This window comes from Burkholderia perseverans (assembly GCF_022870505.1).
Lineage (GTDB): Bacteria > Pseudomonadota > Gammaproteobacteria > Burkholderiales > Burkholderiaceae > Burkholderia > Burkholderia plantarii.
On record NZ_CP045093.1, the window covers coordinates 179,931 to 200,509 of the forward strand.

Genomic DNA, 20,579 nt, shown 5'->3' on the forward strand with positions numbered 1-20,579 from the left:
GGCTCCTTATTCGTGGGCCGCGGTTTCGCGTGCATCGGCGCCCACCGTTCCCTTCGTGACGGCCGGCGCGGCGTGATCGGTCTCGTCCGGGCCATGCACGTGGCGATTGCGCGCGTGGCGGTTCCTGAGCGGCTTGCCGCCGGCGAGCTTGCGCAGCAGCACGTAGAACACCGGCGTGAGCAGCAGCCCGAACAGCGTCACGCCGAGCATGCCGAAGAACACGGCGATGCCCATCGCGCGGCGCATCTCGGAGCCGGCGCCGGTCGAGATCACCAGCGGCACCACGCCCATCACGAACGCGATCGAGGTCATCAGGATCGGCCGCAGGCGCAGCCGGCACGCCTCGATCGCGGCCTGCACGATCGAGCGGCCCTGCATCTCCAGCTCGCGCGCGAACTCGACGATCAGGATCGCGTTCTTCGCCGAGAGCCCCACCAGCACCATCAGGCCGATCTGCGTGAAGATGTTGTTGTCGCCGCGCGTGAGCCAGACGCCGGCCAGCGCGGAGAGGATCCCCATCGGCACGATCAGCAGGATCGCCAGCGGCAGCGTCAGGCTTTCGTACATCGCGGCCAGCACCAGGAACACCAGCAGCACGCTGATCGGGAACACCCAGAACGCGGTGTCGCCGGTCAGGATCTGCTGATAGGTGAGGTCGGTCCATTCGAACTGGATGCCGCGCGGCAGCGTCTGCGCCGCGATCCGTTCGACGGCCGCCATCGCCTGCCCCGACGAATAGCCCGGCGCCGGGCCGCCGTTGATGTCGGCCGCGAGGAAGCCGTTGTAGCGGATCACCGTTTCCGGCCCGTAGGTCGGCGTGACCTTCAGCACCGACGAGAGCGGCACCATCTCGCCGCGCGCGTTGCGCGTCTTCAGCTGCAGGATGCTGTCGGCGTCGGTGCGGAACGGCGCGTCGGCCTGCGCGCGCACCTGGTAGACGCGGCCGAAGCGGTTGAAGTCGTTCACGTAGAGCGAGCCGAGGTAGATCTGCATGGTGTCGAACACGTCGGTGACCGACACGCCGAGCTGCTTGGCCTTCTCGCGGTCCAGGTCCACGTTCAGCTGCGGCACGTTGATCTGGTAGCTCGAGAACGACGGCCCGAGTTCGGGCGCCTTCGCGGCGGCGGCGAGGAATGTGCGCACGGCGTCGTTGAGTGCTTCGTAGCCGAGCGCGCCGCGGTCCTCGATCTGCAGCTTGAAGCCGCCGATCGTGCCGAGCCCCTGTACCGGCGGCGGCGGGAAGGTGGCGATCGCGGCGCCGCGGATGCCGGCATACTCGCGGTTGAGGTTCGCCACGATCGCGGCGGCCGTTTCGTGCGGGCCGCGCTGCTTCGACGGGCTCATCACCGGGAACACCAGCCCGCTGCTCGACGAGTTCATCAGGCCGGTCACGTTCAGGCCCGGGAATTCCGGCGTGTGGACCACGCCCGGCTGGGCGCGCGCGATGCGGCCCATCTGCGCGACCACGTCGGCGGTGCGGTCGAGCGAGGCGCCCGGCGGCAGCTGCAGGATGCTGACCAGATAATCCTTGTCCTGCGCTGGCACGAAGCCGCCCGGCACCAGCCGGCCGAGCAGCACGGTGGCGGCCAGCAGCACGCCGTAGATGATCATCATCGCGGCCTTGCGCCCGATGATGCTGCCGATGCCGCCGCCGTAGGCCTGCGAGCCGCGCTGGAACACGCGGTTGAAGACGCGGAAGAACGGGCCGAACACGCGGTCCATGGCGCGCGTGAGCGTGTCCTTCGGCGCGTGGTGGTCCTTCAGCAGCAGGGCCGAGAGGGCCGGCGAGAGCGTCAGCGAGTTGAACGCCGAGATCACCGTGGAGATCGCGATGGTCATCGCGAACTGCTTGTAGAACTGGCCGGTTAGGCCCGACATGAACGCGAGCGGCACGAACACGGCGGTCAGCGTCAGCGCGATCGCGATGATCGGCCCGCTCACCTCGCGCATCGCCTCATACGAGGCCTCGCGCGGCGAGAGTCCGGCCGCGATGTTGCGCTCGACGTTCTCCACCACCACGATCGCGTCGTCCACCACGATGCCGATCGCCAGCACCATGCCGAACAGCGACAGCGCGTTGATCGTGAAGCCGAACGCGAGCATCAGCGAGAAGGTGCCGACGATCGACACCGGCACCGCCAGCAGCGGGATCAGCGAGGCGCGCCAAGTCTGCAGGAACAGGATCACGACGATCACCACCAGCACGATCGCCTCGATCAGCGTGTGGACCACCGCGTCGATGCTCTCGCGCACGAACTGCGTCGGATCGTAGACGATCTCGGCCTTCACGCCCTCGGGCATGTCCTTCTGCAGGCCGGCGACGATCCTGCGCACGTCGCTGGAGATCTGCAGCGAGTTCGCGTTGGGCTGCTGGAAGATGATCAGCTGCACGCCGGGCTTGCCGTCCAGGCTCGCGCGCAGTGCGTACTCGGCCGCGCCCATCTCGACGCGCGCGACGTCGCGCAGACGCGTGAGCGCGCCGTCCGGCGAGGTCTTCACGACGATGTTGCCGAACTCCTCCGCGGTCTTCAGGCGCCCCTGCGCGTTCACGCTCAGCTGCAGCGGCACGCGCGTGGTCATCGGCGCGCCGCCGACGATGCCGGCCGCCACCTGCACGTTCTGCTCGCGGATCGCGTTGATGACGTCGGTGGCGGTCAGGTTCTGGCGCGCCACCTTGGTCGGATCGAGCCAGATCCGCATCGAGTAGTCGCCGGCGCCCCACATCGCCACCTCGCCCACGCCGGCCACCTGCGCGAGCCGGTCCTTGACGTTGATCAGCGCGTAGTTGCGCAGATAGGTGAGGTCGTAGCGGCCGTTCGGCGAGACCAGGTTCACGCCCATCGTCAGCGTCGGCGAACTCTTCACGGTGTTCACGCCGAGCCGCTGCACGTCCTCGGGCAGCCGCGGCAGCGCCTGCGCGACGCGGTTCTGCACGAGCTGCTGGGCCTTGTCGGGATCGGTGCCGAGCTTGAACGTGACGGTGGTCGTCAGGTTGCCGTCGCTGTTGGCCTGCGACTGCATGTAGAGCATGTTCTCGACGCCGTTGATCTGCTCCTCGATCGGCGAGGCCACGGTTTCGGCGATCACCTTCGGGTTGGCGCCGGGATACTGCGCGCGCACCACCACCGAGGGCGGCACGACTTCGGGATATTCGGCCGTCGGCAGCTTGCCGAGCGCGATCGCGCCGGCCAGGAAGATCAGCACCGACAGCACGCCGGCGAAGATCGGCCGGTCGATGAAGAAGCGGGACAGGTTCATGATCGGATCTCCGGGCTCAGGCGGGCGCCTGCGCCGAACTGGCGGCGGCCGCCGTGGCTGACGCGGCCGCTGCGGTCGACGCCGGCGCCATGCTCACCATGCGGGCGCGCACGAGGTCGTTGGGGCGCACGCGCATGGTGCCGTTGACGACGATGCGCTCGCCGGCCGCGAGGCCCGCCTCGACTTCGCGCAGGCCGTCGTGCAGGCCGCCGAGCCGGACCTCGCGGTACTGCACGCGATTCGCGGCGTCCACCACCAGCACGTATTGCTTCGACTGGTCGGTGCCGACCGCCGCGTCGTCGATCAGGATCGCCGGATGGGCGCGTCCGCCGCCCACCTTCACGCGTGCGTAGAGGCCCGGCACCAGCGCGCCGTCGGCGTTGTCGAAGCGCGCGCGCACGCGCACCGTGCCCGACGACGGATCGAGCCGGTTGTCCACCGAGCTGACGGCGCCGTCGCGCGAATAGCCGGATTCGTCGGCCAGGCCGAGCGAGACCGGCACGCGAGCGTTGCGGTCGCGGCCGAGATAGCGCAGGTAGGTCTGCTCGTCCACCTCGAACGCGACGTAGATCGGCGACACCGAGACCAGCGTGGTCAGCACCGGGGCGTTGGCGCCGGTGCTGACGCTGTTGCCCGTCGTCAGTTCGGCGCGCGAGACGCGGCCAGCCACCGGCGCCACGATGCGCGTGTAGCCGAGGTTGACGCGCGCCGCCTCGAGCGCGGCCTGCGCGGCCTTCACGCCGGCGGCGGCTTCGCGCGCGGCGTTGTGCTTCTCGTCGTAGTCGCGCCGGGCGATCGCGTTGTCGGCGATCAGCCGTTCGGCGCGCGCGGCATCGGCGCTCGCGTAGGCGGCGCGGGCCTCGGCCGCCGCGAGCTGGGCGGCGGCGCGATCGACCTCGGCCTGGTACGGGCGCGGATCGATCGTGAACAGCAGGTCGCCCTGGCGCACCAGCGCGCCGTCGCGGAAATGCACGGCGACGATCGTGCCCGGCACTTGCGGGCGCACGTCCACCTGATCGATCGCTTCGAGCCGGCCGGTATAGCGCTGCCAGTCAGTGATGGTGCGCGAGATCACGACGGCGGCGTCGACGTCGGCCGCCGGGGCCGGCGCGTCCGCGGCTTGCGCGTCGGCGAGCGGCGAGCCGGCCGGGTGGTGCAGGCCGAGCGCGGCGGCCGCGCCTGCGACCGCCACCGCGCCGGCCACCAGCGTGAGCCGTTTCCTGGTATGCATGAACATGAAGAGGATTCCTTATCGAATGGCGTGGAGGATGAAAACGTCGTCGCGTCCGGAGCCTGTCGTGTCGCTGCCGCGCGCCGGTGCTGCCGCGCGCGGGTCCGGGGCCGCAGCGTCGGACGAAGTATGGAGTGGGCGCCGAGAGCGATAAAGCCGGCGCCGGTGGTTTCTTTGTCTCCGCGCGAGCGACAGTGCGGCGAGCGCGGGCAGGCGCGGCGCGGGTGCCTGCTGGCGCCGCGCCGCATCGGAGAGCAGCGATTGTCGCGGCACCGGCGCGGCGGACAAAGCGCGCCGGACCGATTTATCAATTCGGGGAAATCGAATGGCGGGCGGCGGGGTGGGCGGGGCGCGCGCGTGAGAGGCTTTGCCGCGTTGAAAGAACGCCCCGCTGTTGCATCTCCCGGAGCCGGGTAACGCCCGTCACATCATCTCGATGAGGAAAGCCAATGAACGTGAAAAAGCACGCTTTGCGCAGCGACTTGACGAAGCTTGACGCACGGGGCGCCACGCGCGCCGACTACGAGGACATCCCGGAGCTGGACGATGTCTTCTTCGAGCAGGCCGACGAACATCACGGCGGCGTGCTGGTGAAGCGCGGCCGTGGCCGGCCGCCCGGCGCCACGAAGGCGCAGATGAACCTGCGCATCGATCTCGACGTGATCGAGGCGTACAAGGCGCAGGGCGCCGGCTGGCAGACGCGCATGAACGACGCGCTGCGCGACTGGGCCAAGCAGCACGGAATGATCTGAATCCGGGGGTGCGCCGTCGTTATTCGCTCAGCGCCAGCCAGCCCGGCTGCCGCACCGGGTCCGATGCCACGCGCGCCTGCGCGAGCCCCGGCGCGCTCTGCGCGAAGCGCTCGGTGATCCAGTCGACGAACGCGCGCGCCGGCAGCGACAGCTGGCGGTTGTACGGGCTGATCGCCGAGATCGGGAACGGCGCCGGCCGCCACTTGCCCAGCACCTCGACGAGCGCGCCCGATTCGAGGTGCGGGCGCGCCAGGTAGTCGTTGAGCTGCACGAGCCCGAGCCCCTGCAGCGCGCATTGCAGATAGGTGTCGCCGTCGTTCGCGGCGAGCCGCGAGCGCATCCGCACCGTCACCGGCTTGCCGTCGACCACGAAGTCGATCGGCATCATGCGGCCGTTGCTGCTCGAAAAATAATTGACCGCGTAGTGATGCTCGAGATCGGCGAGCGTGGTTGGCACGCCGTGCGCGTCCAGATAGGCGGGGCTCGCCACCGTCACGAATTCGGACAGGCCGACGCGCCGCGCCACCAGTGTCGAATCCTGCAGCGGGCCGATCCGGATCGCGCAGTCGACGCCGTCCTGGATCAGGTCGACGGCCTTGTCGCCGATACCGAGCATCAGCTCGACGTCGGGATAGCGCGCGTGGAAATCGGCCAGCGCCGGCACCACGATCATCCGCGCGATCGAGCCGGGCATGTCGGTCTTGAGCCGCCCGCGCGGCGCGACGCGCGTGGAGAATACGCTCTCGGCCTCGTCGACGTCGGCGAGGATGCGCGTGCAGCGCTCGTAAAACGCGGCGCCGTCGGGCGTCACGCTCAACCGCCGCGTGGTGCGGTTCAGCAGCCGCACCTTCAGGTGCGCCTCGAGGTTCTGGATCGTGGTGGTGACCGTCGAGCGCGTCATCTGCAGCGTGTCGGCGGCGCCGGCGAAGCTGTTCGATTCGACGACGCGCGTGAACACCTGCATCGCGTGGAGTTTGTCCATGGGCGCGAGCGCTCAGTCGGGCAGCGCGGCGGTGCCGACATCGGCATCGACGTCGACCCACGCCAGCCGGCGTCCAACCGCCTCGTGCAGCGCGTCGACATAGGGATCGTCGAGGCCGAGGCCGCGCAGCGAGGCGTGCAGGCGGAACAGGTAGTCGGCGTTGCTGCCGAGCTGGCCCTCGGCCTGCGCGATCAGCGGCGCGGCCGTGGCCACCGACGCGTCGCGCTCGTATTGCGCGCGCCGCGGGTCGGCGGTGAACGCGATCGCGTCGGCGCGCGCGCCGTCGTCGAACGTGACGGTGGCCCAGGTCGGCAGGTACGAGCCGAGCACCATCTCGCGGCGCCACACCAGCCGCAGCTCGTCTTCGAGCCGCTCGCGGTGCAGGCGCAGCGCGATGCCGGCCGTCTCGCCGCCCGGTTCGAGCGCGAGCATGCGGCCCGGCAGGTCGGGGCAGCCGCGCCCGACCGTGACGCGCAGGCAGAAGCTGCGATGCCAGCCCGCGAGATGCGCGACGCGGCGCGCGGCGAATTCGATCGCGGGATTCCAGATCAGCGAGCCGTAGGCGAACACCCAGACGTCGCCGTCGCCTCGCGGCCGCGCGCCGAGCGTCTCGGCCAGCGAAGCGTCGATGCGCTCGGGCGTCCAGAGTTCCGGCATCGCTTCGAACGGTTTCCGGTACGCGCCGCTTTCGATCGCGTCTCGCGTCAGTAAGGTCATGATCGGTCGTGAAGAAGGCCCCGGCGGCGTCGAGCGCCGCCTGACGGGCGATGTTCGACAGTATCGCGGGCGTGCCGCGGCGGATAAACCACCACGCCGGAAACAGATTGGCGATACGGGAGCGACAATCACGGCGCGCGACACGAGGCGGCTCCGCCGCGTTCAGGCCGGGAACAGCCGCCCCTGCCCCGAGATCAGCGATTCGAAATCGTCCTTCAGGAACGGCAGGATCGCGTCGGCCACCGGCTGCAGCTGGCGGCTCAGGTAGAACGCGTAGTCGATCGGCGAGCGCATCGTCTCCAGCGGCTCGGGGCCGGCGGTGGTCATCACGTAGCTGATCCAGCCGCCGCGCTGGTATTGCTGCGGGCGGCCCTGCTCGCGGTTGAATTCGTCGGCGGTGCGCGCGGCGCGCACGTGCGGCGGCACGTTGCGCTGGTATTCGCTGAGCGGCCGACGCACGCGCTTGCGGTACACCAGCAGCGCGTCGAGTTCGCCGGCCAGCGTCTTGCGCACGGTGTCGCGAATGAAGTCGCCGTAGGGCTCGCGGCGGAACACGCGCGTGTAGAGCTCGCGCTGGAACTGCTGCGCGAGCGGCGTCCAGTCGGTGCGCACCGTCTCCAGGCCCTTGAACACCACGTCGTCGCCGCCGTCGGCCGCGCGCGCGAGGCCCGCGTAGCGCTTCTTGCTGCCTTCCTCGGCGCCGCGCACGGTCGGCATCAGGAAGCGCAGGTAGTGCCGCTCGTATTGCAGCTCGAGCGCGCTGTCGAGGCCGAAGCGCTCGCGCAGGTGGGCGCGCCACCAGCCGTTCACGTGCTCGACGATCGCGCGGCCCTTGGCGGCGGCGTCCTCGTCGCGATGCGCCTCGCGCAGCCAGACGAAGGTCGAGTCGGTGTCGCCGTAGATCACCTCGTGGCCGAGCCCCTCGATCAGCTCGCGCGTGCGGTGCATGATCTCGTGGCCGCGCATGGTGATCGACGAGGCGAGGCGCGGATCGAAGAAGCGGCAGCCCGACGAGCCGAGCACGCCGTAGAACGCGTTCATGATGATCTTCAGCGCCTGCGAGAGCGGCGCGTTGCGCTGGCGCTTGGCGAGCTCGCGGCCTTCCCAGACGCGCCGCACGATGTCGGGCAGGCAGTGCTGCGTGCGCGAGAAGCGCGCGCCGAGGAAGCCGGGCACCGAGTGCGCGTCGTCGGGACGCTCGAGGCCCTCGACGAGTCCGGCCGGATCGATCAGGAAGGTGCGGATGATCGACGGATAGAGGCTCTTGTAGTCGAGCACCAGCACCGAATCGTAGAGCCCCGGGCGCGAGTCCATCACGAAGCCGCCGGGGCTGTTCTGGCCCGTCACGTCGCCGAGGTTCGGCGCGACGTAGCCGAGCCGGTGCATGCGCGGCAGGTACAGATGCGTGAACGCGGCCACCGAGCCGCCGGTGCGGTCGGCCGCGAGCCCGGTGACGGTCGCGCGTTCGAGCATGAACGACAGCAGGTCCGCCTTCGCGAAGATGCGCGTGACGAGCTCGCAGTCCTTCAGGTTGTAGTGCGCGAGCGCGGGCTTGTCGTGATCGAAGCGGCGCTGGATCTCGTCCATGCGCTGATACGGGTTGTCGACGGCCTTGCCCTCGCCGAGCAGCGTCTGCGCCACGTATTCGAGGCTGAACGACGGGAAGCTCCAGGTGGCCGACTTCAGCGCGTCGATGCCGTCGATCACGAGCCGCCCGGCCGCGCCGGCGAAGAAGTGGTCGGGCTGCGCGCCGTGCGCGCGCCAGTCGAGCACGCTGCCGTCGCGGCCGAGCCGCAGCGGCACGCCGAACTGCTGCGAATGCGCGTGCAGCACGCGCAGGTCGAACTGGATCAGGTTCCAGCCGATCAGCACGTCGGGGTCGTGGCGCGCGAACCAGTCGTTCAGCTGCACGAGCAGCTCGGCGCGGCTTTCGCAGTAGACCAGCGTGAGGCTCGGGTCGGGCATGCCGCCGTTGGCCGGGCCGAGCATGTAGACGTCGCGCTGGCCGCAGCCTTCGAGCGCGATCGAATAGAGTTCGCCGCGCGCGCTCGTCTCGATGTCGAGCGAGACGCAGCGCAGCGTGGGGCGGTAGGCGTCGTCGGGCTTGAGTTCGCCGTCGGTCAGCAGGCCCGCGCCGGCCGGCTGGCCGCGAAAGCGCACCGGCGCCGTGATGAAGCGCTCCATCGTGTAGCGGTCGGGCGGGCTCACGTCGGCTTCGTAGACGTCGATGCCGGCCTGCGCGAGACGCTTCTGCAGCGTCGAGAGATGGCGGTGGCGGCGGCAATAGAGACCCGCCACGGGGCGCTGGCGGAAATCGCGCAGCGCGAGCGGGCGCAGCTCGACGCCGGTTTCGCCCGCCAGCGCGCGCTCGGCGGCCTCGCGCTGCGCCGCCGGCACGAACGCGACCGATTCCTGCGGACGCAGCCGCACGCGGCGCGCGCCGGCGTCGGTCGCGAGCCAGAACTCGATCTCGACGCCGGCCGCGGTGTCCCGCCAGTGACGGGTCAGGATGAAACCCTGCTCGAAATCAGTCAAAACGTGTGCTCGCCGTGGGATGCCTCTGGCGGCGGATTTTAGCGCCTGCGCGAGGTGCGTGCTTGGTTTGCGGAGGGCTTGGTGTGATCGGGCGCGGGCGGGGATGTCGCAACTAACGGCGGGGTTGGGGCGAGGCGGTGGTGGTGCGGGGGTTTTGTGAGGGTGGTGGTGGCGGTGAAGCGAGGGTGGCGACCGCCGACCGCCGACCGCCGACCGCCGACCGCCGACCGCCGACCGCCGACCGCCGACCGCCGACCGCCGACCGCCGTGATCGATCGTTATCCTGATTATTGGATCGCGTACCCGGCCCGGAGGCGATCCCGCATCAGGCAGCCTGCTGCGCCGCCAGCGCGAGCAGCGCCTCGGCGGTCTCGACGATCGTGCCGTCGATCGGCCGCGGCTGCCAGCCGAGCAGCCGCATCGCCTTCTCGCCCGACGCATCGAAGTTCTTGCCCATGTGCGGCACCAGCACCTTCACGCCCGGGTTCACGAGCGCCAGCACGCGCGCGGCCCAGATCGGCAGCTCGCGCGTCGGCACGCGGCTCGCGCGCGCGCCGAGCCGCTCGCGCAGCAGCGCGGCGATCTCGCGAATCCACAGGCTGCGCCCCGACACGGCCAGGAAGCGCTCGCCGGCCGCGGCCGGATGGTCGATCGCGCGCAGATGCAGGTCGGCCACGTCGCGCACGTCGACGAAGCCGATCGCGAAGCGCGGGATGGCCGGCATCGAGCCGTCGAGCATGCGGCGGATCAGCGTCAGCGACGGCGAATAGTCCGGCCCGAGCAGCGGCCCGAGCACGCCGACCGGATTGATCGCGACCAGCTCCAGCCCGGGCGCCTCGTCGCGCACGAAGTCCCAGGCCGCGCGCTCGGCCAGCGTCTTCGACTTCTGGTACGGCGGGATGCCGGCGTCCACGTCGGTCCAGTCGGCCTCGGTGAACGGCGTCGCGCGCGGCGGATGCCCGTAGCCGACCGCGCCGAACGCCGAGGTCAGCACCACCCGGCGCACCCCGGCGCGGTGCGCCGCGCGCAGCACCCGCAGCACGCCGTCGCGCGCGGGCCGCACCATCTCGTCGTCGTCGCGCGGGATCCGCACGAGCGTGGGCGAGGCCACGTGCAGGATCGCGTCGCAGCCGGCCACGGCCGCGTCCCAGCCCGCGTCGTGTTCGAGATCGGCCGCGAAGAATCGCACCGAGCCCGCGTCCGCGGCGCCGCCACGGCGTAACATCTCGCGTACCGACGGCGCGCGGGACAGATCGCGCACCGTCGTGCGCACGGTGTGACCGGCCGCGAGCAGGGCCAGCAGGCACCAGCTGCCGATATAACCGGAACCGCCGGTCACCAGAATATTTGCCATCATTCGCCTTTAATCGGAGATATCTCCGTTTTCGGCGAACAATACGGAGAACTCTCCGTTTTGTCAACACAGGATGTCCATCGATGACCCGATCCGACGCCGCCCGCAATCGCGAGCGGCTGCTGGCGGTGGCGCGCGACGCATACGCGGCGTCCCCCGATGTCTCGCTGAACGCGATCGCGAAGGCCGCGGGCGTCGGCCCCGGCACGCTGTACCGGCATTTCCCCACGCGCGAGGCGCTGGTGCTGGCCGTCTACGAGGAGCAGATCGCGCAGCTGGTGGCGCTCGCGCCGGCGCTGCTCGAGGAACACGCCGACGCGCCGGTCGAGGCGATGCGCTGCTGGCTCGAGGCGCTCGGCCGCTACGGGCGGCTGAAGCACGGCATCGCCGAGGTGCTGCACGCGGCGATGACGGAGGCGATCTTCCGCAGCACCTATTTCCCGATGGTCGACGCGCTGCGCCAGCTGCTGCAGGCGGGCGAGCGGGCCGGCGCGTTTCGCCCCGGCACCGATCCCGACGACCTGCTGCTGCTGCTCGGTTTCCTCTGGCGCATGAAGCCGGGCGAGGCCAGCGAGGCGCAGGCCACGCGCCTGATCGGCTTCGTGCTGCAGGGGCTCGGCGCGGCGGAGGCGGCCTGACCTGAACCGGATGGCCGCGGCGGCCGTTATCCGGGAATGCCCCGGACCCGCCGAGGACGAGGCGGGCGCAGGCAAGGCAAGCAAGGCAGGCAGGGCAACAACAAGGAATGACCAGAGGATTGCAGTGGAACTGAGACAACTACGCCATTTCGTCGCCGTCGCCGAGGAGGCGAACTTCACGCGGGCCGCCGAGCGCTGCCATATCGTGCAGTCGGCGCTGTCCACCTCGATCCGGCTGCTGGAGGAGGAACTCGGCGCGCGGCTGCTGGTGCGGACCACGCGCCGCGTGAGCCTGTCGGCGGCCGGCGCGGTGTTCCTCGACAGCGCGCGGCGCGCGCTCGACATCCTCGACCGGGCCGGGCTGGAGGTGGCCGACATCACCTCGGTGCGGCGCGGCAAGCTGTCGATCGGCACGGTGCAGAGCCTGCCGCAGTTCCTCGAACTGCCGGCGCTGCTGTCGCGTTTCTACCACGCGCATCCGGGCGTCGAGGTGCGGCTCGTGCAGGGCGGCGCGACCGAGCTGAACGAAAAGGTCAGCGCGCGCGAACTCGATCTGGCGATCCTGCCGATCGAGGAGCGCAACGAGCGGCTCGAATCGCATGTGATCGCCTGCGACGAGATGGTGCTCGCCTGCGGACGCGATCATCCGCTCGCCACCTCGGGGCCGGTGCCGCTGTCGCGGCTCACGAAGGAGGCCTTCGTCGATTTCGTGCCGGGGCAGGGCACGCGCCGGCTCGTCGATCGCGGCTTTGCCGAGGCCGGGCTGCAGCGGCGCGTGGCCTTCGAGATCGGCGATCTCGACACGCTGCTCGATCTGGTCTGCCAGGGGCTCGGCGTCGCGCTGCTGCCCGAGGACATCGTGGTGCGCCGCCCCGACATGCTGGCCTGCGTGCGGCTCGAACAGACCCAGCTGTGCTGGGAGCTGGTGGTCACGCACGCGGCCTCGGCGGTCGGCGACGCGCCCGACCTGCTCGACCCGGCGCCCATCGCGTTCCTCGACATGCTGATGGCGGAAACGGCCGACCAGCGCTGAGCGGCGCGGCGCCGCCGCCGGTCACGGTTGCGAAAACGGATTCCGCGCCGCGCTTGCCTCCGGCCGGGTGGTCGGAGCGGGCCGGCCCCGCCACGGCACCGATCGACCGAGTATTGCAAGGAGCTGTCGTAAACATTACGTAATGACGTCAATCGTGCCGTAAGACGCCGGTGGCGTCCGCCGCCGGCGATCCCGGTTCCCGCATCGATCCCCTTGTCAATCCCGTGAATGCTCGGCTGGTCTTTAACTGGTCGTACATCTCATGATTTGTCTGGTCAATGTTGGAAAGCCTGATTGTTGTCCGAGGACGGATACCGGTCGATGCCGAGCATGGAAAGCTTTTGAAATGAAAACGAAAGAAATAAAATGCTCATAAAAATCAACGAGATGAAAATTGGTGTCGGGCTGTCAAGTGATGGTTTCAACATAAATGACACAGAGATTTCCCTAATGATGAGCAATTGTTAATGCTGAATTTTGCAACATTGTTATAGGATGTCTGACTAGATGAGGTGCTCGGCGAGCAAGACAAATCACACCTCACCTGGAGACCGGCCGGCGCGCAAAGCGTCGGCTGATTGAAAAACGGATCACTCATTGCCTGCGGGGTGCAGGCTCTGGAACAGGGGACGCAATGAAGAAACGCATCATGGTGGCGGCCGCCACGCTCACCGGCCTGACCGCCGGCGTCGCGAACGCACAAAGCAGCGTGACGCTGTACGGCATCGTCGATACCGGTATCGGCTACCAAAGCAGCCAGACCTCGCTCGGCTCGACCACCGGCGGCAAGTCGGTGACGAAGATGGTCAACGGCATTTGGGCCGGTAGCCGCTTCGGCCTGAAGGGCAGCGAGGATCTGGGCGGTGGCCTGAAGGCGATCTTCACGTTGGAAGAAGGCTACAACAGCTCGACCGGCGCGCAGTCGGTGTCGGGTCTGGCGTTCAACCGTCAGGCGTTCGTCGGTCTGCAGGACGCCCGCTTCGGCGCGCTGACGGCCGGCCGCCAGTACACCGCGTACTACACGCTGCTCGCACCGTACAGCCCGACCACGTGGCTGACGGGCGCCTACGGCGCGCACCCGGGTGATATCGACTCGCTGGATACGACGTACCGCGTCAACAACTCGCTGGTCTACATGTCGCCGACCTACGGCGGCTTCACGTTCGGCGGTTCGTATGCGTTCGGCGGCACGCCGGGCAGCGTCAACAACGGCTCGACCTGGAGCGTGGGCGGCCGTTACGCGGCAGGCCCGGCGGGCATCGCGGTCGGCTTCATGCGCGTGAACAACTCGACGGTCGGCGGCGGCGCGTGGGGTGCGAACTCGACGCTCAGCAACGGCGGCTCGGAGCCGAGCGTGTCGGGCATCAACAACGGCTACCAGCTCGCGGCGGCGCAGCAGCGTCTCGCGGCCACGGCCGGCTGGACGTTCAACTCGCAGTGGGACGTGACGGCGTCGTACTCGAACGTGCAATACATCCCGGGCACGGGTTCGAAGTTCGCGAACACGGCGATCTTCAACACGTTCGGCGGCGTGCTGCACTTCAAGCCGACCCCGACGTGGGATCTGGCGGCAGGCTACAGCTACACGCGCGCGACGCTCGCCAACGGCGTCCAGCATGCTGCGTACTACCACCAGTTCAACCTGTCGCAGTACTACAGCCTGTCGAAGCGCACCGGCCTCTACGCCCTCGAAGCGTACCAGCGCGCCGGCGGCCAGACGCTCGCGCTCGGCGGCAGCATCATCAACGCCACGGCCGACATCGGCGACGGCCAGAACAGCGCACCGTCGTCGTCGCGCAGCCAGGTGGCTGTCGGCGCCGGTATCATCACGCGCTTCTGATGGTCCTTGCGGGCGCGGCGCGAGCCGCCGCCCGCATGCGGTTCGGTTCGGGCGGGGTTTCCTCCGCCCGATCGCATCGCCTTCGCACCGCCCCCTGCGTCTCGCAACGCACGGGGCGGTGTTTCGTTTACCTCCCCGCCTCCCCGCATTTCCCTTGGTTGCTGATCGGCGCGAGCCTGCGGATTCGTCATCGCGGTGATGACGGGCGCGGCATGGTTGCGCCGGCGTGCCGCCTCGACAATCGGCGGGTCGGCTGTCGGGCCGCCGTGTCTTGAGGATCTTGAAGATCGCTTGGCGCGTGCGGCGCGCGACGGCCTCGTTCGAATCCGGCGACGCGCCACCGTCGCCCTGCATCGGGAGGACATCAACATGACTTCGGAATCCACGGTATTGGTCGTCGGCGCGTCGCGCGGGCTGGGGCTCGCGCTCGCCGAGGAATATTGCCGGCTCGGCCGGCGCGTGATCGCCACCGTGCGCGGCGAGTCGGCCGCGCTCGCGGCGCTGGCCGCGCGCCATCCGGGGCGGCTCGAGATCGAGACCGGCGTCGAGATCGCCGACCCGGCCAGCCTGCGCGCGTTGCATGGCCGGCTCGCGGGCCGCACGCTCGACCTGCTGTTCGTGAACGCCGGCATCGCGCGCTCGATCGCGCTGACGCCGGCCACGGCGCCCGAGCACGATTTCCTCGAGATGATGCGGGTCAACGCGTTCAGCCCGGTGCGGCTGGTCGAGATGTTCGAGGATCGCGTGGCCGCCGACGGCACGATCGCGATCATGTCGTCCGAACTCGCGAGCATCGCCGGCAACGACGGCGCCTGGGACCTCTACGCGTCGAGCAAGGCGGCGCTCAACATGCTCGTCAAATGCCATCTCGCGCACCGGCCCGACAACCGCCGCGCCGTGCTGCTGGTCGCGCCGGGCTGGGTGCGCACCGAGATGGGCGGCAGCGAGGCGAGCCTCGCGATCGAGCAGAGCATTCCGCGCGTGGTGGAGATGGTGGAGCGCCAGCGCGGCCGGGCGGGCCTGCGGTTCGTCGACCGCTTCGGTGCGACGCTGCCGTGGTGAGCGGCAGGGCGAGTGATTGATGCAACTAACGGTCTGTCCCGCCGGTGCCGGTAAAGATAGCGGCCGGCACGCGCATGGCGCGCCGGCCGCTTAGCGACCAGCGACCAGCGACCAGCGACCAGCGACCAGCGACCAGCGACCAGCGACCAGCGACCAGCGACCAGCGACCAGCGAATCAACGATCGATCCGCCATCCCGCCATCAACCCGACCTCACTCGGTCATCAGCCGGACCTTGACCTTCTTGCCCTTGATCTTGCCGCCGTTGAGGCGGCGCAGCGCGTCGCGCGCGACGCTGCGCTCGACGGCCACGTAGGTCGAGAACTCGGTCACGTTGATCTTGCCGATCTGCGTGCTCTGGAAGCCGGCGTCGCCGGTCAGCGCGCCGAGCACGTCGCCGGGGCGGATCTTCTCCTTGCGTCCGCCGAGGATCTGCAGCGTCTCCATCGGCGGCAGCAGCGGGCCGTCGCCGGTCGGCGCGAGCGCGGCGAGCGGCTGCCATTCGAGGTCGCGCCCCTGCGCCTGCTCGATCGCGCCCACCCGCCCCATCTCGTTCATGCTCGCGAGGCTCAGCGCCCAGCCTTCCCGGTCGGCGCGGCCGGTGCGGCCGATCCGGTGGACGTGGACTTCCGGGTCCGGCGTCACGTCCACGTTGATCACGGCCTCCAGCTGCGCGATGTCGAGCCCGCGCGCGGCCACGTCGGTGGCCACCAGCACCGAGCAGCTGCGGTTCGCGAACTGGATCAGCACCTGGTCCCGCTCGCGCTGGTCGAGTTCGCCGTGCAGCGCGAGCGCGTGGAAGCCCTGCGCCGTCAGCACGTCGAGCAGGTCGCGGCACTGCTGCTTGGTGTTGCAGAACGCGATCGTGCTGGCCGGCCGGTAATGGTTCAGCAGCAGGCCCACCGCGTGCAGGCGCTCGTCCTCGCTCACCTCGTAGAAGCGCTGGCGGATCTTGCCGGCGTCGTGGGTTTCCTCCAGCCGGATTTCCTTCGGATTGCGCAGGAACTGGCGGCTCAGTTTCGTGATGCCTTCCGGGTAGGTGGCCGAGAACAGCATCGTGAGCCGCTCGGTCGGGCACTGGCGCACGACGGTGGCGATGTCGTCGAAGAAGCCCATGTCGAGCATGCGGTCCGCTTCGTCGAGCACCAGCGTGTTGAGCGCGCCGAGCGCGAGGCTGCCGCGCTCGAGGTGATCCATGATGCGGCCCGGCGTGCCGACCACGATGTGCGCGCCGTGCTCGAGGCTGGCCGTCTGCGGACGCATCGGCGTGCCGCCGCAGAGCGTCAGCACCTTGACGTTTTCCTCGGCGCGCGCGAGGCGCCGGATCTCCTGCGTGACCTGGTCGGCGAGCTCGCGGGTCGGGCACAGGATCATCGCCTGCACGTCGAAGCGGCGCGCGTCGAGCCGCGCGAGCAGCGCGAGCGAGAACGCGGCGGTCTTGCCGCTGCCGGTCTTGGCCTGCGCGATCAGGTCCTGGCCGGCGAGCGCCACCGGCAGGCTGGCGGCCTGGATCGGCGTCATCTCGACATAGCCGAGCTGGGTGAGGTTGGCGAGCGCGGCGGGCGCGAGCGGCAGCGCGCTGAACGGCCGGGCGGGCGTGGGCTGGGTCATCGGGGCTCCGGGCTCAGAAGGGGCGGCCTTCGATCTGCTCGTAGACGACGTTGCCTTCGTCGTCCTCGAAGCGCTCGAGATAGTTGCGCGCGCCGCACACGGTGCAGCGGAACAGGTCGCCCTGTCCCTCGTCCTTGATGACGACTTCGCTGAGTTCCCACGGCGTGCCGCAGCTCTGGTTTTTGCAAATGAACACGTTCTTCTCCAACGGGATTCGGGGGCGCCCCGGGTCGGCCGGGGCGCTCGCGCGCCATGCGCCGCGGTGGGCGGCATCCGGCTCGCGGCGCGGCCGGGCAGGGGGTAGGGCGCGCAGGCGCGGGTGAGGTGGGGCGATCGGGGATCGCGCGTGACGCGATTCTAACGGATACGCGCGGCGCGGCGGCGGATCGGGTGCCGGGCGTGGCCGCCGGGTGGAGGTGGCGGCGAGGCGCGGTACCGGGAATCCGGCACGGGAAAATATCGGGCGCGAACAGGAAAAACCACGCCGCCGGCGCTCCCGCATGCAACGAGCAGCGGCGGCGCAGCGCCGGCACGTGGCATGCGGCGTCGCGCATCGGCGCACGAGCGGCGTTATGCGATACGCGGCAGCGGTCGGCCGCTGCCGCGTGCGCGAACCCGCCGCCGCGTGCATAAGGTTCTGCCGAAAGCTTGGTTCGCCGCGTGTCGGCGCGCTGCTATCGTCAAAGCCGTCGATCGCGCCGTGCAAGCCGTGCCGCGCGCGATGTCAGGCAGCGCATCCGCATTCGCCATGAGCCCCACCTACGACATTCTCGATACCACGCCGCTCGATCCGATCGCGGCACCGCTGCTCGACGGGCTGGCCGTGGAGTACGCGACGCGCTACGCCGACGTGCGGCCCGGCGGCCTCGCCGAGGCGCGCGACGAGCTCGCCACCTATCCGGTCGCGCACTTCGCGCCGCCGGCGGGCGCGTTCGTGCTGCTGCTGCACGAAGGCACGGCGGTGGGCGGCGGCGCGTTCCAGCGCTACGACGCGCATACCGCCGAGCTGAAGCGGATCTGGACCCACGACGACTGGCGCCGGCGCGGCGTGGCGCGGCAGGTGCTCGACGCGCTGGAGACGCGGGCGCGCGCGCAGGGCTACCGGCGCGTCTACCTGACCACCGGCTTCCGGCAGCCCGAGGCCGCCGGGCTCTACGACGCGGCCGGTTACGCGCGGCTCTACGATCCGGCGATCCCGATCGAGGTGCATTGGCGGCTGCCGTTCGGCAAGGATCTGTTCGCGCCGCGGCGCACCGATTCGCTGGCCGACCTGCGGCGCGCCGGGCCGCTCGGCCGGCGCTGAACGCGCGGCAAGAACGACACGAGCAGCACGAACGGTACGAACAAGAAGGCACGGCACCCGCTGCCGGCCACCCACCGACGATGTTCAAGAAACGAGAACCGATGACATTCAGCATGACGAAACAATCGACATGGGCGGCATGGCTCCTCGCGGCCGCGGCCTGCCTCGCGACGGCGGCCCACGCGGCGGCGCCGGACCTGAACCTGAGCCCCGACCAGCACGACCGCGTGCGGGCCACGCCGGACAGCGCGGCGATCGCGGCGATTCCGGCCAACTATCCGTTCGTGTCGAAGGGCGAGCTGGTGGTGGGCATGGCCGTGTCGTGGCCGCCGCTCGACACCTACGCCACCGACGCGAAGACGCTGGTCGGCTACGACCCCGATCTCGCGCAGGTAGTGGCCGACGGGCTCGGCCGCAAGCTGCGCATCGTGCCGCTCGCCTGGGAGGACTGGCCGCTCGCGGTGGCCTCGGGCAAGGTGGACGCGGTGCTGTCGAACGTGACCGTCACCGAGGAGCGCAAGGAGAAGTTCGACTTCTCGACCTACCGCCGCGACGTGCTCGGCTTCTACGTGACCAACGGCAGCCCGATCCAGGCGATCCGCGAGCCGAAGGACGTGGCCGGGCTGCGCGTGGTGACCGATTCGGGCACCAACCAGGAGGCGATCCTGATCGCCTGGGACAAGCAGAACGTCGCGAAGGGCCTGAAGCCCGTGAAGATCGTCTATTACGACGACATCGCGGTGCGCAACGTCGCGCTGCAATCGGGGCGCGTGGACGCGATCTTCAGCGTCAATGCGGGCCTCGCCTACCAGCAGTCGCGCACTCACGACACGCGGCTGGTGGGCACCGTGAGCGGCGGCTGGCCGGTCACGGCCGAGGTGGCGATCACCACCCGCAAGGGCAGCGGGCTCGCCGCGCCGATCACGCTGCTGCTCAACGACCTGATCCGCAACGGCAAGTATCGGCAGGTGCTCGACCGCTGGAACCTCGGCAGCGAGGCGATCGACGCGGCGCGCACCAATCCGCCGGGCCTGCCGAAGAGTTGAGCCATGTCGCGCCGATCATCCTGCGCGCGCCGGGCGCCCCGCCCCGGCCGGCATCGCACCGCTGCCGCCCGCACCCGGCGCGTCGCCGCGTCGGGCCGCTTCCCTCACCGTGGCCCGCGCGCCGGCGCGGCCGACCGAGTCGAACCATGACCTATTCCGTTTCGCTGCTGGACAAGAGCCCCGTCGCCGACGGCACGACGGCCGCCGACGCGCTGCAGGCCACGCTGCGGCTCGCGCGCCGCGCCGAGGCGCTCGGCTATCGCCGCTTCTGGGTGGCCGAGCATCACGGCGCGCCGGGCCTGGCCAGTTCCGCGCCCGAGGTGCTGATCGCGCACCTGCTGGCCGTGACCTCGCATATCCGCATCGGTTCGGGCGGCGTGATGCTGCAGCACTACAGCCCGTTCAAGGTGGCCGAGACGTTCCGGCTGCTCGCCGCGCTCGCGCCGGGTCGCGTCGATCTCGGCGTGGGCAAGGCGCCGGGCGGCCTGCCCGCCACGACGCGCGCGCTGCAGGCCCGCCACGCCGGCGCCGCGCAACCGTCGTTCGACGCGCTGCTGGCCGAACTCGACGCGTTCGTCGCGCCGGCCGATGCCGCGGCGGTGACCGATGCCGCCGCGCCGCCCGCCGCGCGCGCGCTGCCCGAGCCGCCCGAGCCGCCGCAGCGCGTGCTGCTGGGCGGCAGCCCGGCGAGCGCGGCGCTGGCCGCGCGCCACGGCTGGCAGTTCTGCTACGCGGGCCACTTCAACGGCGACGTGGCGAACCTCGAGCGCTCGCTCGCGGCCTATCGCGACGCCACCGGCCGCGCGCCGCTGCTCGCGCTGTACGCGTTCGCGGCCGATTCGGCCGAGGCCGCGCGCCGCGAGGCGGGTGCGCTGCGCCTGTTCCGGCTGCAACTGGCCAACGGGCAGGCCGTGAACCTCGGCAGCCCGGAGGCGGCGGCCGACTACGCGGCGCAGGTCGGCGCCACCGACTACCGGATCGAGGAGCTGCGCCCGCATGCGGTCGCGGGCAGCGGCGACGAGATCCGCGCCGAACTCGACGCGCTGCACCGGCGCTTCGGCGTCGAGGAATTCGTGATCGACACGCCGGTGGCCGACTACGCGAAACGGCTCGCCTCGATCGAGGCGATCGCCGGCGCGGCGCTCACGGAGCCGGCCTGACGCCGGTTCGAACCCGGCGCCGCGGTCGGCCGCGCCGGTCATTGCCCACTCTCTGGCG

16 protein-coding genes are annotated in these 20,579 nt (G+C 70.2%); 8 read left to right on the top strand and 8 right to left on the bottom strand.

What is annotated here, in order from left to right; genetic code table 11:
* Positions 1–6 precede the first annotated feature (6 nt).
* Both BpN12_RS00820 and BpN12_RS00825 read right to left on the bottom strand, forming a co-directional pair.
* Positions 7–3,258, bottom strand: a complete 3,252-nt coding sequence (locus BpN12_RS00820; RefSeq protein WP_246793402.1) for an efflux RND transporter permease subunit — start codon at positions 3,256–3,258, stop codon at positions 7–9.
* Between the two features lie 16 nt (positions 3,259–3,274).
* A complete protein-coding gene (locus tag BpN12_RS00825; RefSeq protein ID WP_425306273.1) occupies positions 3,275–4,495 on the bottom strand; it encodes an efflux RND transporter periplasmic adaptor subunit in 1,221 nt (406 codons plus the stop codon).
* A gap of 443 nt (positions 4,496–4,938) precedes the next feature.
* Between BpN12_RS00825 and BpN12_RS00830 the strand changes: the two genes are divergently transcribed.
* Positions 4,939–5,241: a BrnA antitoxin family protein gene (locus tag BpN12_RS00830; RefSeq protein WP_246793403.1), complete on the top strand. Its 303-nt coding sequence runs from the start codon at positions 4,939–4,941 to the stop codon at positions 5,239–5,241.
* Positions 5,242–5,260: 19 nt separating this feature from the next.
* On the opposite strand, the gene BpN12_RS00835 is transcribed toward BpN12_RS00830, so the two are convergent.
* From BpN12_RS00835 to BpN12_RS00850, 4 genes are all read right to left on the bottom strand, one after another.
* Positions 5,261–6,223 (bottom strand): LysR family transcriptional regulator, encoded by a 963-nt coding sequence (locus BpN12_RS00835; protein WP_246793404.1) that lies wholly within the window; start codon positions 6,221–6,223, stop codon positions 5,261–5,263.
* A gap of 12 nt (positions 6,224–6,235) precedes the next feature.
* Positions 6,236–6,940: a gamma-glutamylcyclotransferase gene (locus BpN12_RS00840; protein ID WP_246793405.1), complete on the bottom strand. Its 705-nt coding sequence runs from the start codon at positions 6,938–6,940 to the stop codon at positions 6,236–6,238.
* Positions 6,941–7,102: 162 nt separating this feature from the next.
* Positions 7,103–9,475 carry a DNA polymerase II gene (locus BpN12_RS00845; protein ID WP_246793406.1) on the bottom strand — a complete coding sequence of 791 codons (2,373 nt, stop codon included), beginning with the start codon at positions 9,473–9,475 and terminating at the stop codon, positions 7,103–7,105.
* Between the two features lie 325 nt (positions 9,476–9,800).
* Positions 9,801–10,832 (bottom strand): SDR family oxidoreductase, encoded by a 1,032-nt coding sequence (locus BpN12_RS00850; RefSeq protein WP_342346195.1) that lies wholly within the window; start codon positions 10,830–10,832, stop codon positions 9,801–9,803.
* Positions 10,833–10,912: 80 nt separating this feature from the next.
* On the opposite strand from BpN12_RS00850, the gene BpN12_RS00855 reads away from it, so the two are divergent.
* The 4 genes from BpN12_RS00855 to BpN12_RS00870 all read left to right on the top strand — a co-directional run bounded on the left by BpN12_RS00855 (position 10,913) and on the right by BpN12_RS00870 (position 15,402).
* A complete protein-coding gene (locus tag BpN12_RS00855; protein ID WP_246793407.1) occupies positions 10,913–11,467 on the top strand; it encodes a TetR/AcrR family transcriptional regulator in 555 nt (184 codons plus the stop codon).
* A gap of 124 nt (positions 11,468–11,591) precedes the next feature.
* Positions 11,592–12,500, top strand: a complete 909-nt coding sequence (locus BpN12_RS00860) for a LysR family transcriptional regulator (protein WP_246793408.1) — start codon at positions 11,592–11,594, stop codon at positions 12,498–12,500.
* 634 nt (positions 12,501–13,134) lie between these two features.
* Positions 13,135–14,340 carry a porin gene (locus BpN12_RS00865; RefSeq protein WP_246793409.1) on the top strand — a complete coding sequence of 402 codons (1,206 nt, stop codon included), beginning with the start codon at positions 13,135–13,137 and terminating at the stop codon, positions 14,338–14,340.
* Between the two features lie 369 nt (positions 14,341–14,709).
* A complete protein-coding gene (locus BpN12_RS00870; protein ID WP_246793410.1) occupies positions 14,710–15,402 on the top strand; it encodes an SDR family NAD(P)-dependent oxidoreductase in 693 nt (230 codons plus the stop codon).
* A gap of 212 nt (positions 15,403–15,614) precedes the next feature.
* On the opposite strand, the gene dbpA is transcribed toward BpN12_RS00870, so the two are convergent.
* Positions 15,615–17,012: an ATP-dependent RNA helicase DbpA gene (gene dbpA / locus BpN12_RS00875; protein WP_246793411.1), complete on the bottom strand. Its 1,398-nt coding sequence runs from the start codon at positions 17,010–17,012 to the stop codon at positions 15,615–15,617.
* A 13-nt stretch (positions 17,013–17,025) separates the two neighbouring features.
* Complete coding sequence (locus BpN12_RS00880; protein ID WP_012733074.1) at positions 17,026–17,208, bottom strand: hypothetical protein; 183 nt, start codon at positions 17,206–17,208, stop codon at positions 17,026–17,028.
* 552 nt (positions 17,209–17,760) lie between these two features.
* On the opposite strand from BpN12_RS00880, the gene BpN12_RS00885 reads away from it, so the two are divergent.
* The 3 genes from BpN12_RS00885 to BpN12_RS00895 all read left to right on the top strand — a co-directional run bounded on the left by BpN12_RS00885 (position 17,761) and on the right by BpN12_RS00895 (position 20,521).
* Positions 17,761–18,315 (top strand): GNAT family N-acetyltransferase, encoded by a 555-nt coding sequence (locus BpN12_RS00885; RefSeq protein ID WP_246793412.1) that lies wholly within the window; start codon positions 17,761–17,763, stop codon positions 18,313–18,315.
* Positions 18,316–18,416: 101 nt separating this feature from the next.
* Complete coding sequence (locus BpN12_RS00890; protein WP_246793413.1) at positions 18,417–19,361, top strand: ABC transporter substrate-binding protein; 945 nt, start codon at positions 18,417–18,419, stop codon at positions 19,359–19,361.
* A gap of 146 nt (positions 19,362–19,507) precedes the next feature.
* A complete protein-coding gene (locus BpN12_RS00895) occupies positions 19,508–20,521 on the top strand; it encodes an MsnO8 family LLM class oxidoreductase (protein ID WP_246793414.1) in 1,014 nt (337 codons plus the stop codon).
* Positions 20,522–20,579 lie beyond the last annotated feature (58 nt).

What these genes read in the sequence shown, in the direction of transcription:
- BpN12_RS00850 (WP_342346195.1), bottom strand. Translation starts at nt 10,832, where the DNA reads ATGATGGCAAATATTCTGGTGACCGGCGGTTCCGGTTATATCGGCAGC.
- BpN12_RS00885 (WP_246793412.1), top strand. Translation starts at nt 17,761, where the DNA reads ATGAGCCCCACCTACGACATTCTCGATACCACGCCGCTCGATCCGATC.
- BpN12_RS00865 (WP_246793409.1), top strand. Translation starts at nt 13,135, where the DNA reads ATGAAGAAACGCATCATGGTGGCGGCCGCCACGCTCACCGGCCTGACC.
- dbpA (WP_246793411.1), bottom strand. Translation starts at nt 17,012, where the DNA reads ATGACCCAGCCCACGCCCGCCCGGCCGTTCAGCGCGCTGCCGCTCGCG.
- BpN12_RS00820 (WP_246793402.1), bottom strand. Translation starts at nt 3,258, where the DNA reads ATGAACCTGTCCCGCTTCTTCATCGACCGGCCGATCTTCGCCGGCGTG.
- BpN12_RS00830 (WP_246793403.1), top strand. Translation starts at nt 4,939, where the DNA reads ATGAACGTGAAAAAGCACGCTTTGCGCAGCGACTTGACGAAGCTTGAC.
- BpN12_RS00825 (WP_425306273.1), bottom strand. Translation starts at nt 4,495, where the DNA reads ATGTTCATGCATACCAGGAAACGGCTCACGCTGGTGGCCGGCGCGGTG.
- BpN12_RS00870 (WP_246793410.1), top strand. Translation starts at nt 14,710, where the DNA reads ATGACTTCGGAATCCACGGTATTGGTCGTCGGCGCGTCGCGCGGGCTG.
- BpN12_RS00890 (WP_246793413.1), top strand. Translation starts at nt 18,417, where the DNA reads ATGACATTCAGCATGACGAAACAATCGACATGGGCGGCATGGCTCCTC.
- BpN12_RS00840 (WP_246793405.1), bottom strand. Translation starts at nt 6,940, where the DNA reads ATGACCTTACTGACGCGAGACGCGATCGAAAGCGGCGCGTACCGGAAA.
- BpN12_RS00895 (WP_246793414.1), top strand. Translation starts at nt 19,508, where the DNA reads ATGACCTATTCCGTTTCGCTGCTGGACAAGAGCCCCGTCGCCGACGGC.
- BpN12_RS00835 (WP_246793404.1), bottom strand. Translation starts at nt 6,223, where the DNA reads ATGGACAAACTCCACGCGATGCAGGTGTTCACGCGCGTCGTCGAATCG.
- BpN12_RS00855 (WP_246793407.1), top strand. Translation starts at nt 10,913, where the DNA reads ATGACCCGATCCGACGCCGCCCGCAATCGCGAGCGGCTGCTGGCGGTG.